Raw genomic sequence first — 15,920 nt, forward strand, 5'->3', positions numbered from 1 at the left:
TGCTTATCCCTCGCGATGGTAGGGATGGCCAGCCAGAATGCTGGTGGCGCGCCACAGTTGTTCGGCGAGCATCGCGCGGGCGAGCATGTGCGGCCAGGTGGCCTTGCCGAACGCAATCAGCAGGTCTGCACTTTCGCGCGAGGCCTCGTCATGACCGTCGGCCGCGCCGATGAGGAACCGCGTTTCGCGCACACCATCGTCGCGCCAGCGGCCCAGAATCGCCGCAAATTCGCTGGAGGTGAGTTGCTTGCCGCGCTCGTCCATCGCGACGGTGCGCGATGGTGTCTGGCTGGGCGCGGGAATTACGCCACCCTTGTCGGGCAGCTCAGTGACCTTCCAGCCCCACGCGATCCGCTTGGCATAACGATCCACCAGCTCCGCCTCGGGCGAGCGGCCGATCTTGCCGCGAGCTATGATGTGGAGGAGCATTCGGGCGGTGTAGCGCGGTTAGGCGGGGAGTTGAATCCCCGAAGGGAAGAAGTACGGGGTTTCGCGCAGAGATCGCAGAGGACGCCAAGAGAAGGTTTCGCCACCTCTCCGCGTCCTCTGCGATCTCTGCGCGAAAATGATAAAAGCCCGAAGGGCTTTAAGCCGCGCCTGCGTCTCCGAAATTCCACATGCGTTCGAGGTTGTAGAACGTGCGGACTTCGGGGCGGAACAGGTGGACGACGACGTCGCCTGCATCGATCAGCACCCAGTCGGCAGCCGGCAGGCCTTCGATGCGGGCGTGGCCATAGCCACCGTGCTTGACGCGCTCGGCCAGCTTCTGCGCCATCGAGGCGACCTGACGGGTCGAGCGGCCCGAGGCGATCACCATGTAATCGGCGATCGAGCTCTTGCCTTCGAGGGCAAGGCTGACGACTTCCATCGCCTGGTCATCGTCGAGCGACGCCAGAATGAGATCGTGCAGGGCTGCGGCGGTCTTTTCGGCTTTTACCGGGACTTGGCTGGCTTTGTCGGCACTTGCCGAAATTGGTTGAACACTGGTCATGTCGCGCGAAATGGCCTCCGTGGCTCAAGAGTCAAGGAATAACGTTTGGATAGGACGTGAGTTTCGGGCTCGCGCCTGGCGGGCGCGAAGGCTTGGAGCAGGTGCAGGCTCAGGATTTGCCCCGCTTAACAGCGCGATGGGTGACTCCATCGCGCAGACCGACCGTGCCGATGCGGTCGGCCCAGTCCGGATCGGCGGCGCGAATCGCGCTGGCCGATCGAGAATCGGGATCGAAGCGAAGAATGGTCAGCGCCGGAACGCCTCGCACTGCGCCGGAAACGAGCTGTCCGGGCCGCTGACGCCAGCGGCGCAGCCAGGCCATGGCAGGACTTGCCAGGGCAGCGCCATCATATCCCGGCCTCGCGATCACTGCAATCGGCATCTCCCGTGCAATCAACCGCCAATCCTTCCAGCGGTGCAACTGGGCGAGATTGTCCGCACCCATCAGCCAGATGAATCGTCTTTTGGGATAGCGCCGCCGGATCGCGCGCAACGTGTCGATGGTGAAACGCGTGCCCAGTTCGCGCTCGATCGCAGTGGCGCGGATCGGCGCGTTGCGGGCCCGTGCCTGCGCGGAAGCAAGACGTGCGGCCAGCGGAGCCATACCCTTGGCGGGCTTGAGCACATTGCCGGGTGACACCAGCCACCACACTTCGACGAGGCCGAGAGCATGGTGTGCGAACAGCGAGATGCGGCGATGACCGCCGTGCGCCGGATTGAAACTGCCGCCGAGAAGTCCGGTAAACTTCAGGGACGCACCTGCCCCGTGCCGCGCACCAGCCACTTGTAAGTGGTCAGGCCTTCGAGCGCGACGGGGCCGCGTGCGTGGAGGCGCCCGGTGGCGATGCCGATTTCTGCGCCGAGCCCGAATTCGCCGCCATCGGCAAACTGGCTGGAGGCATTGTGCATGACGATCGCGCTGTCAGCCTCGGCAAGGAAGCGGTCGGCGACGGACTGGTCCTGCGTGACGATCGCGTCGGTGTGGCCCGAGGCGTGCGTCGAAACGTGCGTCAACGCGGCGTCGAGGCCGTCGACCACCGCGACCGAGAGGATCGCTTCGAGGTATTCGGTGTCCCAGTCCTCATCGCTCGCAGGCAGGATGCGCGGGTCGATGGCGCAGGCGCGGGCGTCGCCGCGCAACTCGCAACCCGCATCGAGCAGCGGTTCGACCAGGCCGTGCGGATCGGGGTAGGTCGCGTCGATCAGCAGCGTTTCCATCGCGCCGCAGATGCCGGTGCGGCGCATCTTGGCATTGAGCGCGATCGCTTTGGCCATCGCCGGATCGGCGGCGGCGTGAACGAAAGTGTGGTTGATGCCGTCGAGGTGGGCGAGCACCGGCACGCGCGCATCGGCCTGGACGCGGGCGACGAGGCTCTTGCCGCCGCGCGGAACGATCATGTCGATCAGCCCTGCCGCCGCAAGCATCGCGCCGACAGCGGCACGGTCCTGCGTGGGCATCAGTTGCACGGCGTCGGCGGGGACGCCGCCCTGTGTGAGGCCTGCAACCAGGGCTGCATGGATCGCGCGGTTGGAATGGACCGCCTCGGACCCGCCGCGCAGCAGCGTAGCATTGCCCGAGCGCACGCAGAGCGCGGCGGCATCGGCGGTGACGTTGGGACGGCTTTCGTAGATGATGCCGATCACGCCGACCGGGATCCGCACGCGCTGCAGGACCATGCCGTTGGGGCGCGACGATTCATCGATCACATGGCCGACCGGATCGGTCAGCACGGCGACTTGCGCCACCGCGTCCGCCATCGCGGCAAGGCGTTCGGGCGTCAGCTTCAGCCGGTCGAGCATCGCGGACGACAGGCCGTTGGCCGCGCCATTGGCCATATCGGTCGCGTTGGCGGCGAGGATGTCGCCTTCGGCAGCGCGCAAGGAGTCAGCGGCCAGCTGGAGAGCCTGCTCTTTTTCCGGAGAGGACATTCGCGCGAGTACCCGTTGCGCGGAGCGGGCGGCGCGGGCGATGCCTTCGACAAGATCGGTGACCGATTCGGCGGCTACGGTTTCAGCGGGCAATTCAAGCTGCGTGGACATGGGCGAGCCCTATCACCGTGCGGCGCTGGTGTCATCCGCCCGCACGAATCGAACCAGCTTTGCGCAATACATGCGCGACATCACAAAGCTGCAATCGATTCATCGGGCGACTCACACGCTTCGACCCGTGTAGGGACAATCCGATTCGCCACGGTTGGTTCCCGCAGGTAACGCGCCCGCCGACGGGATCGAAAAATAAATACGACGGGGGTCGCTCAATCTTGCCTACCATGAAGCTCGCCGGGGCAGTTGCCCGGATCCGGAGCTGGTTTCCCGAGCGTGAGTTTTTCATGCGCTCGCAGGGACAGGTCCGTTTCATTCGCATTTCATCGCGCCTGCAGATGGCAGTTGCGGGTGGAATTGCAGGGGCCGTGCTGCTCTGGCTGGTGGTCATGGCGGCAACGCTGATCTCACAGATTTCCGCGGCACAGGACCATGCTGCGCTGTTGCAGCGCGAGGCGGCCGTGGCATCGGCCGAAAGCCGCGTACAGAAGTATCGCGGTGGGCTTGAGGGCGTGGCGGACGACCTCGCCCGGCGGCAGGACTTCATCGAAAAGGCGATCCAGGGCACGATCGGCGAACTGCCCAAGGACCTGCCGCAGGGCACGGGTTCGGACAGCAGCGCCGAGGCCGCGAAAACCGTTCACAAGATCTCGATGGAACTGCCCGAAGCGCGACGGCTGGCACAGCTCGAAGCTCGGCAACTGGCTTTCATCGAACGCCTGACGCGCTACGCCGACGCGCGCGCCGCTGCGACCGAGACGGCGATTCGCCGGGTGGGGCTCAATCCCGCGCTACTCCGCGCCAGCGCTCGCGAGGCGCAGGGTGGTCCGCTGATCCGCCTGTTTACCGGACGCAACGACAGCCTCGATCCTCGCTTTGCCCGACTCGGCGCAAGCCTTGAGCGGATGGCGATGTTGCAAAAGGGTCTGGCGCGCATTCCCAACACGCTGCCCGCAAGCCTTGAATATATCTCGAGCGGCTTCGGCTATCGGTCGGACCCTTTCACTGGCGGCGCGGCGTTTCATGCAGGCCTTGATTTCCGTGGACCTGTCGGTGCGCCGATCTATTCGGCCGCTGCTGGCACGGTCAGCTTCGTCGGGGCGAAACAAGGCTACGGCAACTGCGTCGAGGTTTCCCACGGCAACGGCCTGATGACGCGCTACGCCCATATGTCGCGGACCGGCGCGCACGTTGGCGAAAAGGTCGACGCAGGCGCTGAAATCGGCAAGATCGGCAGCACGGGGCGTTCAACCGGCCCTCATCTTCATTTCGAGGTGCGGATCAACGACCGTCCGGTCAACCCGCGCCCATTCCTTGAGGCAGCCCATGTTCAATAAAAAGCCTGCGCCGCAAGCGCGCTCGCATAGCGGGAGTAATCCGATGGCCGCGACATTCTCGATTCTGGGCACCGACGTGTCGATCAAGGGCGATCTCAACGCCACTGCCGACCTTCACGTTGATGGCAGCGTCGAAGGCGACATCACTTGCGCCGCACTGGTTCAGGGTGAGAAGAGCACGATCACCGGCGCGATCCGCGCACAGAGCGCGCGGCTGTCGGGCACCGTGCATGGCTCGATCGAGGCAGGCGAGCTGGTAATCCTGAAATCGGCACGTATCCACGGCGACGTATCTTACGATGCGCTGACGATCGAACAGGGCGCGCAAGTCGACGGCAAGTTCGCGCATCGCGTCCATGCGGGCGAGGAACCCGCGCTGACTCTGGTGAGCTGACCCGCGCGGCGTCCCACAACTCAACTCTTGCTGATTCGGGCGTGGTCGCCTACATCGGCAACAAGCAAGGCCGCTCCGCAAGGGGCGGCCCTTATTGTATCCGCCGTTTTGGCACGCCTTTTCCGGGAGACCGCCGTGAGCACCTCGCCCACGTATCCGCTGATGCCACATGCGACCGCGTCGTGGCTCGTCGACAATACCGCGCTGACGTTCGAGCAGATCTCGGAATTCTGCGGTCTGCACATCCTCGAAGTGCAGGCGATGGCGGATGATCTGGCGGGCCAGAAGTACACCGGACGCGATCCGCTGCATTCGGGCGAACTGAACCAGGCCGAGATCGACAAGGGTCAGGCGAGCCCCGAATACAAGCTGAAGATGCAGCGCGCACCGATCGCGGTGAACCGCACCAAGGGCCCACGTTATACGCCGGTATCCAAGCGTCAGGACAAGCCCGACGGCATCGCATGGATCCTGCGCAACCACCCCGAAGTGTCGGACGCGCAGATCGGCAAGCTGATCGGCACGACGCGCACGACCATCGCCGCGATCCGCGATCGCAGCCACTGGAACATCAGCAACATCAACCCCAAGGACCCGGTGACGCTGGGCCTGTGTTCGCAGCGCGAACTCGATGCGCTGGTGGCCAAGGCCGCGAAGAAGGCGGGTTACGAGGACAATGGCGAGGCCGCACTGCGCCTCGGCACCGACCGCGACGCGCTGATCGAAGAACTGCGCGCCGAGCGCGATGCGCACGCCAAGGTCGCGTCTGCCGCCGCACAGGAAGCCGAAGCCGCAGCATGGCTCGCCCAGCGCCGTGCCGAGGGTATTTCGGACAGCTGATCTGCGATTGATTTTGAGAGTTTGAAAGGCCGCTCGGAAACGGGCGGCCTTCTTGCATTTGAGGTTGGCGCGATGCCCACCCCGCTGCGAGAGTGGGCTACCTTCTTCCCCCCTCCCGCAAGCGGGAGGGGTCGGGGGTGGGCTTCTTTTACCTCAACTTCAGCACGATCTTGCCGATGTGAGTGCCCTGCTCCATCCGCGCATGGGCAGCCCCCGCCTGATCGAGCGGGAAGCTCTGGTCCATGATCGGGCGCAATTCACCGGCAGCGATGATCGGCCAGACGGTTTCGCGGATTTCATCGGCAAGCGCGGCCTTGAACGCCTCGGTGCGAGGGCGCAGCGTCGATCCGGTGAGCGTAAGGCGGCGGCGCATGACTTCTGCCATGTTGATCTCTGCCTTGAGCCCACCCTGCACCGCGATCGTGACGTGACGGCCATCGTCTGCAAGGCATTTGAGATTGCGCGCGACATAATCGCCCGCAACCATGTCGAGCACCATCTCGACGCCCTTGCCGCCGGTAATGCGCTTCACTTCCTCGACAAAGTCGGTAGCCTTGTAATCGATCGCGTGCGCCGCGCCGATGGCGAGGGCTTGCGCGCATTTGTCAGGCCCACCGCATGTGGCGATTACGGTTACGCCGAACGCCTTGCCGAGCAGGATCGCCATCGAGCCGATGCCGCTGGTGCCGCCGTGGACGAGAATCGTCTCGCCACCCGCCACCATGCCGCGCTCGAACACATTGTGCCACACGGTGAACAGCGTTTCGGGAATCGCAGCGGCCTGATCGAGCGGAATATCGCCCGCGTTGAAGCACTGCGCGGCCTCGGCGATGCAATATTCGGCATAGCCGCCGCCTGCGACAAGCGCACAGACGCGCTGGCCGACGAACGGCACGACAACGCCCTCCCCCATCGCCACGACTTCGCCCGAGACTTCAAGCCCGGGCAGCGGCGATGCGTCGGCGGGCGGCGGATAGAAGCCCTGACGCTGGATCACATCGGGGCGGTTCACCCCGGCAAATGCGACCCTCACCAGCACCTGCCCCGGCCCCGGCGCCGGCACCGAGACGGTTTCGGGTCGCAGCACTTCGGGTCCTCCCGGCGTGTCCCAGCCCATTGCCGTCATCGTCTCGGGAAGGACAGTCATCGGGCAGCCTCGCGTTGGATCGAATACCAATTTCACATCGCTAGCCTACGCAGGGCGTTGACAGCAAGGCATTGCCGGGCACATTGTGCACTGCGAAGGAGATTGGTTCTAACAATGGACCTTGATGAGCGCCCACGCCCGAAAGGGGATCTGGCCAGCCAGCTGGCGACAGAGGCGCTCGACCCTTATTCGCATGCCGAATTGAACGAGCGCATTCAACTGCTTGAGCAGGAAATCATGCGCACTGTCGCGCACCGTGACAAGGCCAGCGCCCACCGCGTTGCCGCCGACGCGCTGTTCAGCAAGCCCCCTGCACCTTCAGGCCCTGCACCAACAGGCAGCGACAGTTGACGCGGGCCGCCCTTTCTTTTGCCGGGCGGCCATCCCATATTGCATTCAGTGCCCCTGTCCTGACGGTATTGCAGCCGCTGACATCGGTTATCGCAACGTCGCGCGGTTTAGCCCTGGTTAATCGCGCTCGTGCACTCTTCCGTTACGAGTCACCGTTGGCTCGCAATGGGAACCCACCGGCGCAAGCCAGAAAGTAGATCCATGCCCAGTTTCGCCCAGAGCCTCGAGAAAACGCTGCATACCGCGCTCGGCAATGCCTCCGAGCGTAGCCACGAGTACGCGACGCTGGAGCATCTCCTGCTTGCGCTGATCGACGATGCCGATGCCGCACAAGTGATGCAGGCCTGCGGTGTCGACCTGGGAGATCTGGGCGACGTGGTGCGCCAGTATCTCGATCAGGAATACCAGTCGCTGAAAACGCAGGACAAGGCCGATCCGCAGCCGACCGCCGGGTTCCAGCGGGTGATTCAGCGCGCCATCCTGCACGTGCAGTCCTCGGGCAAGGACACCGTGACGGGCGCCAACGTGCTGGTCGCGCTGTTCTCGGAACGGGATTCCTACGCGGTCTATTTCCTGCAGCAGCAGGACATGAGCCGCCTTGATGCGGTCAGCTTCATCAGCCACGGCATCGGCAAGGGCGGACGGCAGGTCGAAGGCCGAACCGCCAAGGGTGCAGAAGAAGAAGCACCCAAGCAGCAGGAAGAGCGCAGCGACGCCAAGGCTGGCCAGAAAAAGGAAACCGCGCTCGACCAGTTCACCGTCAATCTCAATGAGAAGGCGCTGAACGGCAAGGTCGATCCGCTGATCGGTCGTGGTCCGGAAGTCGATCGCACGATCCAGATCCTGTGCCGCCGCTCGAAGAACAACCCGCTCTACGTTGGCGATCCGGGCGTGGGCAAGACCGCGATCGCCGAGGGTCTGGCGCGCAAGATTGTCGAAGGCGAAGTGCCCGAGGTTCTGTCCGAAGCGGTGATCTATTCGCTCGACATGGGCTCGCTGCTGGCTGGCACGCGCTATCGCGGCGACTTCGAGGAACGGCTCAAGCAGGTCGTTTCCGAGCTGGAAAAGATGCCCCACGCGGTGCTGTTCATCGACGAGATTCACACTGTGATCGGTGCGGGAGCCACCAGCGGCGGCGCGATGGATGCATCGAACCTGCTCAAGCCCGCGCTGTCGGGCGGGACGATCCGCTGCATCGGTTCGACGACCTACAAGGAATTCCGCAACCACTTCGAAAAGGATCGCGCGCTGCTGCGCCGGTTCCAGAAGATCGACGTGAACGAACCGACGATCGAGGACACGATCAAGATCCTGAAGGGTCTGCGCACCGCGTTCGAGGACCATCACAAGGTCAAGTACACGCCCGATGCGATCAAGACCGCAGTCGAATTGTCGGCGCGCTACATCAACGACCGCAAGCTGCCCGACAAGGCGATCGACGTGATCGACGAAGTCGGCGCGATGCAGATGCTGGTGCCGCCGAACAAGCGCAAAAAGGTGATCACCGCGCGCGAGATCGAACAGGTCATCGCGACGATGGCGCGCATCCCGCCCAAGTCGGTCTCAAGCGACGACAAGAAGGTGCTCGAGCATCTCGACCGCGATCTCAAGCGGCTGGTGTTCGGTCAGGACAAGGCCATCGAGGTGCTGTCTTCGGCGATGAAGCTGTCACGCGCAGGTCTGCGCGATGCGGACAAGCCGATCGGGTCGTTTCTGTTTTCGGGTCCCACCGGCGTTGGCAAGACCGAGGTTGCGCGCAGCCTTGCCCAGATCATGGGCATTCCGCTGCAGCGCTTCGACATGTCCGAATACATGGAGCGGCATTCGATCAGCCGGTTGATTGGTGCGCCTCCGGGCTATGTCGGGTTCGATCAGGGCGGCCTGCTGACCGACGCGATCGACCAGCAGCCGCATTGTGTGCTGCTGCTCGACGAGATCGAGAAGGCGCATCCCGACCTGTTCAACATCCTGCTGCAGGTGATGGACAACGGCCGCCTGACCGATCACCACGGCAAGACCGTCGACTTCCGCAACGTGGTGCTGATCATGACCACCAATGCGGGTGCATCGGACATGGCGCGCAACGGAATCGGCTTTGGTGACGTGTCGAAGGCGGATGCCGGCGACGAGGCGGTGAAGAAGATGTTCACGCCGGAATTCCGCAACCGTCTGGATGCGATCGTGCCGTTTGGCTACCTGCCGCCCGAAGTTGTCAGCCGCGTGGTCGACAAGTTCGTGCTGCAGCTCGAATTGCAACTCGCTGACCAGAACGTGCACATCCAGTTCGATGCCGATGCGCGCGCATGGCTCGCCAAGCAGGGCTACGACCGGATGTACGGCGCGCGGCCGATGGCGCGCGTTATCCAGGAGAAGGTCAAGAAGCCGCTCGCCGAGGAGTTGCTGTTCGGCAAGCTGGCCAATGGCGGCGAAGTCCACGTCAGCCTCAAGGCCGAGGAAGGCAAGGACACCGCGCTGTCGTTCGAATTGACCCCAGCCGCGCCAAAGCTGGTCAGGAAGAAGGCACGCAAGGGCAAGGCTGGCAGCCCGGCTACGGAGACGAGCACGGACGAGGCTGAGTAAGGTTCTGCTCCGGTGAATTAAAGAGGGCTCGCCTTTCGGGGCGGGCCCTTTTTCTTTGAGGCAGCGTAGTTGCCCACCCCCACCCCTACCGCAGGCGGGAGGTGAAAAACGAGGGGTGTACTTCTCCCCTCCCGCCTGCGGGAGGGGTCGGGGGTGGGCTTTAGAATATTACCAAGTCGCGCCGCGCAACTTTGCGCTGTGTCCAATGGACACTGGAACGCGAGTGCGCCTCCGGCCATTGTGTGATTCATGGCCCCACCGTTCTCATGGCTGCGCCCCGAACCGCACGGGCTGTACATCACGCCTGCCGACGCTTGGATCGATCCGGCGCGTCCGGTCGATCTGGCGCTGGTGACGCATGGACATGCAGACCATGCACGCGGCGGGCATGGGCGGACGGTGGCGACGCCTGAGACGCTGGCGATCATGGGTTTGCGCTATGGTGTGGTCGAGGCCGGGTCGCTGCCGGTGGCCTATGGCGAGACGGTGACGTTGCGTGGTGATGTGCGCGCGACATATGTGCCGGCAGGCCACGTGCTGGGGTCGGCACAGATCCTGCTGGAGCATGCGGGCGAGCGCGTGGTGATTACGGGCGACTACAAACGCCGCGCCGACCCGACCTGCCCGCCGTTCGAGGTGACCGCGTGCGACGTGTTCGTGACCGAGGCGACCTTCGGACTGCCGCTGTTCAAGCACCCCCCGATTGCGGACGAGATGGCCAAGCTGCTCGGCGCACGGGAAAACGAGGAGGGGCGGTGTGTACTCGTCGGAGCCTATGCGCTGGGCAAGGCGCAACGGGTGATCGCCGAATTGCGCGCGGCTGGCTTTACCGAGACGATATGGCTGCATGGCGCGATGGAGCGGATGTGCCGGTTGTACGAGGATCACGGCGTCGATCTCGGTGATCTCAAGGCAGTCGCAGGCGTGCCGAAAAATGCGCTCGCCAACGCAATCGTCGTATGCCCGCCCTCTGCGCTCAACGACCGCTGGAGCAGGCGCTTGCCCGAGCCGATCACCGCGATGGCATCGGGCTGGATGCGGGTTCGGCAGCGCGCGCGGCAACGCGGGGTCGAATTGCCGCTGATCATTTCTGACCACGCCGACTGGGACGAACTGACCACGACGATCGCGCAAGTGAACCCCGCCGAGACCTGGATCACCCATGGCCGCGAGGAGGCCTTGCTGCGCTGGTGTGAACTGACCCAACGCAAGGCGCGCGCGCTGGCTTTGGTGGGATACGAGGACGAAGATGATTGAGCGTTTGGCCAAGGCGGCGCGCGTGCTTCGACAGGCCCAGCATGAGCGGGGTATTTCCACGCTTCCCACCCCCGATCAGCCTGAGCTTGTCGAAGGCCGCGCGCCCAGGTCACTGCACTGATGCAGCGCTTTTCCGCCCTGCTCGACGCGCTCGTGCTCACGCCTTCGCGCAATGCCAAGCTGGCGTTGCTCGCGGAGTACATGCGCGAGACGCCCGACCCCGACCGGGGATGGGCATTGGCGGCGCTGACCGATGGGCTGGATTTTCCCGCGGTCAAGGCGAGCACGATCCGCAGCCTGATGGCCGAGCGGGTCGACCCGGTGCTGTGGACCTTGAGCCGCGATTACGTCGGCGATACGGCTGAAACCGCCAGCCTGCTGTGGCCCGAACCGCTGGGCCAGCACCTGCCGCCCCCTTCGGTCGCCGAAGTGGTCGAGACGCTGCACGCCACGACGCGAGTGACCGCGCCCGGCATACTGGCCGAGCTGCTCGACCGTCTTGACGTCAATGGTCGCTATGCAATTCTGAAGCTTGCGACCGGCGCGATGCGGATCGGTATCTCGGCGCGGTTGGCCAAGGTCGCATTCGCGCAGGCCTTCGATGTCCGGGTCGAAGATGTCGAGGAATATTGGCACGGGCAGGCGGCGCCCTATCTGCCGCTGTTCGAATGGGCGGCGCAAGGCGCTGAACCGCCGCGCACTGACCTGCTGCCACTGTTCCGCCCGTTCATGCTGGCGCATCCGCTCGAGGCCGAGGCGCTCGACCTCACCGAGTTCGCGGCCGAGTGGAAGTGGGACGGCATCCGTGTGCAGATCGTCCACGTGGCTGGCGAGACGCGGGTCTATTCGCGCAGTGGCGATGATATCTCGGGCACTTTCCCCGAGGTCGCGTCTGCGCTGCACGAGCCTTGTGTGCTCGATGGCGAATTGCTGGTGCGCGGATCGCATCAGGGCGGCGAGACCGGTGGGGCGGCGAGCTTCAACGCCTTGCAGCAGCGGCTCGGGCGCAAGACCGTGTCGAAGGCCATGCTGCGCGATTACCCGGCGTTCGTGAGGCTCTACGATGTGCTGATCGACGGCGGCGAGGACCTGCGCGAATGGGCGTGGGAGCAGCGCCGCGCCCGGCTGGAATCGCTGGTGACGCGGCTCGATCCCGCGCGGTTCGATATATCGCAGGTGATCGAGGCCGCGACGTTCGAGGACCTTGTCGGAATTCGCGCCCGCGCGCGTGACGATGCTATCGAAGGCGTGATGCTCAAGCGGCGTGACAGTCCGTACGTCGCGGGGCGGCGTACCGGACTATGGTACAAGTGGAAGCGCGATCCGCTGCTGATCGATTGCGTGCTGATGTATGCGCAGCGCGGCAGTGGCAAGCGGTCGTCGTTCTATTCGGACTTCACCTTCGGTTGCTGGAATGGCGACCCCGACGCAGGCGCGGAACTATTGCCCGTGGGCAAGGCCTATTTCGGGTTTACCGACGAGGAATTGAAGTGGCTCGATCGTCATGTACGGCAGAATACTGTCGCAAAGTTCGGCCCGGTTCGCGAGACGGACAAATCGCTGGTGCTCGAAGTGGCGTTTGATTCGGTGCACGAAAGCAAGCGTCACAAATCGGGCGTGGCGATGCGATTCCCGCGGATCAGCCGCATCCGTTCGGACAAGCCCGCTCATGAAGCAGACCGGCTGGAGACACTGAAAGGCCTGATCGTACCCTGAGGGAACCACCCCTGCCCCAAAGCGGTTATGCAAAAAAAGGGGAGAGATTCGGCTATGGGCAACCTGATCTTCGCGATCCCGGCAGCGCTGCTGGGTAAAGTCGCATGGACTTCCATCCGCACCGGCACAGAGTGGACGAAGTTTCGCCAATGGGATGCCGCCGCGACGAACATCGCGATTGGTGCGGTTCTGGGTAGCGCAGCGGCGGGGCTCGCTGCACGCGCAATTCCATGGCGCGATTGACGCCGGTCAATTCGGCGTTGCGAAAAGCGGTCTAGTCAGCAGGCTCCCGGTCCCTGCCTGACGGAGCGATTGCCTTGTCCACCGACGCTGCTGAAGTTCCTGCCAGCCCTTACGAGCGGATCGGCGGCAGCGCCACGCTGCACCGCATTACCGAACGGTTTTACGACCTGATGGATCAAGATCCGGCCTATAGGGCGCTGCGCGATATGCACGCTGCCGACCTTGCGCCAATGCGCGAATCCCTGCCAAACTTTCTTGCCGGATGGGCGGGCGGCCCGCGTCAGTGGTTCGAAGCCAATCCCGGAAAATGCATGATGTCGATGCACAAGCCCTTTCCGATCACGCGCGAGACCGCCGGCCAATGGGCCGACGCGATGACGCGCGCGATTGCCGACGTCGCGCCGGACGATCGCGAGATTGCCGATGGGCTCGCGGACGTGCTGTCGCGGATGGCCCGGGGGATGGCGCAGGATTGATCCGCCGCACGCGCGCTCGATGTTGCGACTTCGCTCGACACGAGCGGGTCTTGACGGGTAGTCCGGTTGGATGATCCAGTATGATCGTTCCCGCCGCCGTTTTGCGATTGCGCTCGCCGCGATGGCGGGATTTGTCGATGCGGTGGGGTTCCTTTCGGCGGACGGGTATTTCGTCTCGTTCATGTCAGGCAATTCGACGCGGCTGGGCGTGTCGCTTGGCACCGATCCGATACGCGCGGCGATGCCGGCGATGCTGATCGCAGGTTTCTTGGCGGGCGTAACGGCTGGTGCGCTGATCTCGCGTGCCGCCGGAAGTTTGCGCAAGCCTGCGGTGCTGGCACTTGTTGCGCTGAGCCTGTTTGTTGCGGCGAGCGGTCGTGCGCTGGGTCTGCCAGCGGTAATGCTCGGCGCAATGGTCCTGGCGATGGGGGCGCTCAACAACACCTTCCAGCGCCGCGGTGAGGTGAGCGTGGGCCTGACCTACATGACGGGCGCGCTGGTCAAGCTGGGGCAAGGTCTGGCCAATGCCATCGGTGGGCAACCGAACACCGGTTGGCAATCATGGGCGATGTTGTGGGGCGGGCTGTTGTCGGGCGCGGTGCTGGGGGCATTTCTTCAGGACCGCCTGCCACTAGGCTGCCTGTGGATTGCGGCGGGCTATTGCGCAGCTATGATCGCAGTCGCTTTCAGGCTTCCGGCGGAATCCTGAACAGCTTCTCGCGCGAAGTTGCGCCGCGCAACATTTCAACCTGAGACGGCGCTACATCCAAGGCTTGTGCCAACAAATCACGTACCGCAGATGTCGCCTTGCCGTCCTCAGGCTTGGTGCGCACTTTGACCAGCACCTTGCCATCGGCAATTTCAATGCTCTCGCTGCGCGCTCCGGGCGTGACCCGCACGGCCAGCCTGCCGTCGCTGTCGGCAAGCGCGCGTAACGCCCCCGCCGATGGGTAATCAGGCTTCGGTCTGGCCAAGAATGGCAGCCTTGTGCGCTTGCCCGTTCGCGACATAGTGCTGCACACCGCGCTGCATATCGGCCAGCGCTGCATCGGTGAGGTCACGCATGTAGGCAGCGGGCCTGCCGCCCCACAACTGACGCGCGCCAATGCGCTTGCCCCCGGTCAGCATGGCGCCCGCGGCCAGCATCCCGTCCCTCTCGATCACAGTATTGCTCATCACGATCGCGCCGAGGCCGACGAAACCGCGATCCTCGATCACGCAGCCGTGGACCATTGCAAGATGGCCGATCAGCACATCTTCCCCGATGATTGTGGGGAAACCCTCCGGCTTGCCCGGTGCGGGACTGTCGACGTGGATCACGCTGCCGTCCTGGACATTGCTGCGCGCGCCGATGCGGATGTGATTCACATCGCCGCGCAGCACGCAGTTATACCAGATCGACACATGCGGCCCGATCTCTACGTCCCCGATGATTCGGCAACCTGGCGCGATGAACGCGGTTTCGTGGATGCGCGGTGTCTTGCCGTTCAGCGTGATGATCGAAACATCAGGATGCATGTCAGGCTCCGAGCAGGCGGGCCGCGTGGGCGGCGTGGTAGGTCAGGACGCCCGAGCAGCCCGCGCGCTTGAACGCGACCAGTGTTTCGAGGACCATCGCGTCACGATCCGCAGCGCCTGCGGCGACTGCGGCCTCGATCATCGCGTATTCGCCGCTCACCTGATAAGCGAAGACCGGCACGCCGAACGTCTGTTTCACGCGGATGGCGATGTCGAGATAAGGTAGCCCCGGCTTGACCATCACACTGTCTGCGCCTTCGGCCAGATCCATCTCGACTTCGCGCAAGGCTTCCTCGGCGTTGCCCGGGTCCATCTGGTAGGTCTTCTTATCGCCCTTGAGCAGCCCGCGCGAGCCGACCGCATCGCGGAACGGGCCGTAGAACGCCGAGGCATATTTGGCGGCGTAGGACATGATCTGAACGTTGTGGTGGCTGTGGCCCTCCAACGCGTCGCGGATCGCGGCGATGCGGCCATCCATCATGTCGGACGGCGCGATGATGTCTGCGCCTGCGGCCGCCTGATTGAGGCTTTGACCGACGAGCACTTCGACCGTGGCGTCGTTGAGCACGTAGCCCGCAGCATCGATCAAGCCATCCTGACCGTGGCTGGTATAGGGATCGAGTGCGACATCGGTGAGCACGCCGATATCGTCACCGCAGGCATCCTTGATGGCACGGATTGCGCGGCACATCAGGTTGTCGGGGTTCAACGCCTCCCGCCCGTCCTCGCTGCGGCGGTCTGGTTGCGTGTTGGGAAACAGGGCAAGACAGGGGACGCCGAGCGCAACGGCTTCCTTCGCGCGTGCGACGATGCCATCGACCGACCAGCGCGAGACGCCGGGGAGCGAGGCAATCGGATCTTCGACGCCCTGCCCTTCGGTGACGAACAGCGGCCAAATCAGATCTGCCGGGGTGACGAGCACTTCGCGATGCATCGCGCGGCTCCATGACGTCGAGCGGGTGCGACGCAGGCGGGTCTGGGGATAGCTGGACATGAGCAAGGTGCGTAGCGACTGCGCGCGTTGCGG

General features: G+C 64.3%; 18 protein-coding genes. 10 read left to right on the forward strand and 8 right to left on the reverse strand.

The annotated features are described in order from the left end of the window. Window positions 1–3 precede the first annotated feature (3 nt). From GGQ88_RS05230 to GGQ88_RS05245, 4 genes are all read right to left on the reverse strand, one after another. Entirely contained in the window at window positions 4–429 is a 426-nt protein-coding gene (locus tag GGQ88_RS05230; protein ID WP_183612082.1) for a 23S rRNA (pseudouridine(1915)-N(3))-methyltransferase RlmH, read from the reverse strand. 157 nt (window positions 430–586) lie between these two features. Next, entirely contained in the window at window positions 587–991 is a 405-nt protein-coding gene (gene rsfS / locus GGQ88_RS05235) for a ribosome silencing factor (RefSeq protein WP_183612083.1), read from the reverse strand. A 109-nt stretch (window positions 992–1,100) separates the two neighbouring features. Next, window positions 1,101–1,775, reverse strand: coding sequence for a nicotinate-nucleotide adenylyltransferase (locus tag GGQ88_RS05240; RefSeq protein WP_343057097.1), 675 nt, complete (start codon window positions 1,773–1,775; stop codon window positions 1,101–1,103). Then, the gene (locus GGQ88_RS05245; RefSeq protein ID WP_183612084.1) at window positions 1,739–3,031 is read right to left on the reverse strand and encodes a glutamate-5-semialdehyde dehydrogenase; all 1,293 of its coding nucleotides are present in this window, start codon (window positions 3,029–3,031) and stop codon (window positions 1,739–1,741) included. Before GGQ88_RS05245 ends, GGQ88_RS05240 begins: the two co-directional genes overlap by 37 nt. 230 nt (window positions 3,032–3,261) lie before the next feature. On the opposite strand from GGQ88_RS05245, the gene GGQ88_RS05250 reads away from it, so the two are divergent. From GGQ88_RS05250 to GGQ88_RS05260, 3 genes are all read left to right on the forward strand, one after another. Then, entirely contained in the window at window positions 3,262–4,371 is a 1,110-nt protein-coding gene (locus GGQ88_RS05250) for a M23 family metallopeptidase (protein WP_221214547.1), read from the forward strand. Between the two features lie 43 nt (window positions 4,372–4,414). Further along, window positions 4,415–4,765 carry a bactofilin family protein gene (locus tag GGQ88_RS05255; protein ID WP_183612085.1) on the forward strand — a complete coding sequence of 117 codons (351 nt, stop codon included), beginning with the start codon at window positions 4,415–4,417 and terminating at the stop codon, window positions 4,763–4,765. 162 nt (window positions 4,766–4,927) lie between these two features. Continuing rightward, window positions 4,928–5,605: a cell cycle transcriptional regulator TrcR gene (locus tag GGQ88_RS05260; protein WP_183612454.1), complete on the forward strand. Its 678-nt coding sequence runs from the start codon at window positions 4,928–4,930 to the stop codon at window positions 5,603–5,605. A 148-nt stretch (window positions 5,606–5,753) separates the two neighbouring features. Here GGQ88_RS05260 and GGQ88_RS05265 read toward each other — a convergent pair whose 3' ends face one another. Continuing rightward, the gene (locus GGQ88_RS05265) at window positions 5,754–6,752 is read right to left on the reverse strand and encodes an NAD(P)H-quinone oxidoreductase (RefSeq protein ID WP_183612086.1); all 999 of its coding nucleotides are present in this window, start codon (window positions 6,750–6,752) and stop codon (window positions 5,754–5,756) included. 114 nt (window positions 6,753–6,866) lie between these two features. Between GGQ88_RS05265 and GGQ88_RS05270 the strand changes: the two genes are divergently transcribed. The 7 genes from GGQ88_RS05270 (at window position 6,867) to GGQ88_RS05300 (ending at window position 14,084) form a co-directional block, all read left to right on the forward strand. Then, window positions 6,867–7,103: a DUF1192 domain-containing protein gene (locus GGQ88_RS05270; RefSeq protein ID WP_183612087.1), complete on the forward strand. Its 237-nt coding sequence runs from the start codon at window positions 6,867–6,869 to the stop codon at window positions 7,101–7,103. Window positions 7,104–7,304: 201 nt separating this feature from the next. After that, window positions 7,305–9,683 (forward strand): ATP-dependent Clp protease ATP-binding subunit ClpA, encoded by a 2,379-nt coding sequence (gene clpA / locus GGQ88_RS05275; RefSeq protein ID WP_183612088.1) that lies wholly within the window; start codon window positions 7,305–7,307, stop codon window positions 9,681–9,683. A gap of 249 nt (window positions 9,684–9,932) precedes the next feature. After that, entirely contained in the window at window positions 9,933–10,940 is a 1,008-nt protein-coding gene (locus GGQ88_RS05280) for a ligase-associated DNA damage response exonuclease (RefSeq protein ID WP_183612089.1), read from the forward strand. A gap of 120 nt (window positions 10,941–11,060) precedes the next feature. Beyond that, a complete protein-coding gene (locus tag GGQ88_RS05285) occupies window positions 11,061–12,656 on the forward strand; it encodes a cisplatin damage response ATP-dependent DNA ligase (RefSeq protein ID WP_183612090.1) in 1,596 nt (531 codons plus the stop codon). Between the two features lie 54 nt (window positions 12,657–12,710). Beyond that, complete coding sequence (locus GGQ88_RS05290) at window positions 12,711–12,899, forward strand: hypothetical protein (protein WP_183612091.1); 189 nt, start codon at window positions 12,711–12,713, stop codon at window positions 12,897–12,899. Window positions 12,900–12,973: 74 nt separating this feature from the next. Continuing rightward, window positions 12,974–13,375 carry a group II truncated hemoglobin gene (locus tag GGQ88_RS05295; RefSeq protein WP_183612092.1) on the forward strand — a complete coding sequence of 134 codons (402 nt, stop codon included), beginning with the start codon at window positions 12,974–12,976 and terminating at the stop codon, window positions 13,373–13,375. A gap of 70 nt (window positions 13,376–13,445) precedes the next feature. Next, window positions 13,446–14,084, forward strand: a complete 639-nt coding sequence (locus GGQ88_RS05300) for a YoaK family protein (protein ID WP_183612093.1) — start codon at window positions 13,446–13,448, stop codon at window positions 14,082–14,084. Here the strand turns inward: GGQ88_RS05300 and GGQ88_RS05305 are convergent. From GGQ88_RS05305 to hemB, 3 genes are read right to left on the reverse strand one after another with little or no spacing between them, the layout of a single operon-like run. Continuing rightward, window positions 14,062–14,349: a DUF167 domain-containing protein gene (locus GGQ88_RS05305; RefSeq protein WP_183612094.1), complete on the reverse strand. Its 288-nt coding sequence runs from the start codon at window positions 14,347–14,349 to the stop codon at window positions 14,062–14,064. The genes GGQ88_RS05300 and GGQ88_RS05305 overlap by 23 nt on opposite strands. Further along, window positions 14,330–14,893: a gamma carbonic anhydrase family protein gene (locus GGQ88_RS05310; protein ID WP_183612095.1), complete on the reverse strand. Its 564-nt coding sequence runs from the start codon at window positions 14,891–14,893 to the stop codon at window positions 14,330–14,332. The genes GGQ88_RS05305 and GGQ88_RS05310 overlap by 20 nt, the downstream gene beginning before the upstream one ends. A 1-nt stretch (window position 14,894) precedes the next feature. Then, on the reverse strand, window positions 14,895–15,887 hold the full coding sequence (hemB, locus tag GGQ88_RS05315) for a porphobilinogen synthase (protein WP_183612096.1): 993 nt from the start codon (window positions 15,885–15,887) through the stop codon (window positions 14,895–14,897). Between the last annotated feature and the right edge of the window lie 33 nt (window positions 15,888–15,920).

Source organism: Novosphingobium hassiacum, from assembly GCF_014196055.1.
Lineage (GTDB): Bacteria > Pseudomonadota > Alphaproteobacteria > Sphingomonadales > Sphingomonadaceae > Novosphingobium > Novosphingobium hassiacum.